General features: G+C 73.5%; 1 protein-coding gene. It reads left to right on the plus strand.

Annotation, left to right across the window (positions count from 1 at the left end):
• Positions 1 to 60: 60 nt before the first annotated feature.
• Positions 61 to 939, plus strand: an 879-nt coding sequence (crtI, locus tag L0B03_RS18455; protein WP_250448546.1) for a phytoene desaturase family protein, incomplete at its 3' end; no start/stop codon positions are given.

Consider the following 939-nt stretch of genomic DNA (forward strand, 5'->3'; position numbering starts at 1 on the left):
GCCCGGACCCGTCAAGCTCCGGGTCGCCGCCCAGGCCCTGCGCGCGACGGCGGTCCCGGCATGAGCGAGCGCGCGGCTGTCGTCATCGGCGGCGGGATCTCGGGGCTGGCCACCGCGGCACTGCTCGCCCGCGAGGGTCACCAGGTCACCCTGCTCGAGGCCCGGGACGACGTCGGCGGGCGCGCGGCCACCTGGCGGTCCGACGGGTTCACCTTCGACATCGGGCCCTCCTGGTACCTGATGCCCGAGGTCTTCGACCACTTCTTCCAGCTGCTCGGCACCACGACCGCCGAGCAGCTCGACCTGGTCCGCCTGGACCCCGCCTACCGGGTGTACTACGAGAAGCACGACCCGCTGGACGTGCGCTCCGACGTCGAGGACGCCGTGCGCCTCTTCGAGGAGGTCGAGCCCGGGTCCGGTGCGCGGCTGCGCGAGTACCTCGACTCGGCCTCGGACACCTACACCACGGCCCTGCAGTACTTCCTGTACACGACCTTCGCCTCGCTGCTGCCCCTGGCCAAGGCCGACGTCACGATGCGCGCCCCGCGCCTGGCCAAGCTGCTCACCCAGTCCCTCGAGAAGCGCATCCACGCCACCGCCCAGGACACGCGCCTGCGTCAGATCCTCGGCTACCCCGCGGTGTTCCTCGGCTCGGCCCCGAGCCTCACGCCGAGCATGTACCACCTGATGAGCCACCTGGACCTGGTCGACGGCGTCCTCTACCCGCAGGGCGGCTTCGGCACCCTCATCACCGCCATCCGGGACCTCGCGATCGCCGAGGGGGTCGACGTGCGCACCGGGGCGGAGGTGCTCGCGATCTCCACCGAGCCCACGGGCCGGGTCGGGGGCAGCGAGCGCCGGGGCCTGCCCGGGCACCGCAAGGCCCGCGCGACCGGGGTCCGGTACCGCGACGCCGGGGGCGCTCACGAGCTCGCGGCC

Source organism: Actinotalea sp. C106, from assembly GCF_023630195.1.
Classification (GTDB): domain Bacteria; phylum Actinomycetota; class Actinomycetes; order Actinomycetales; family Cellulomonadaceae; genus Actinotalea.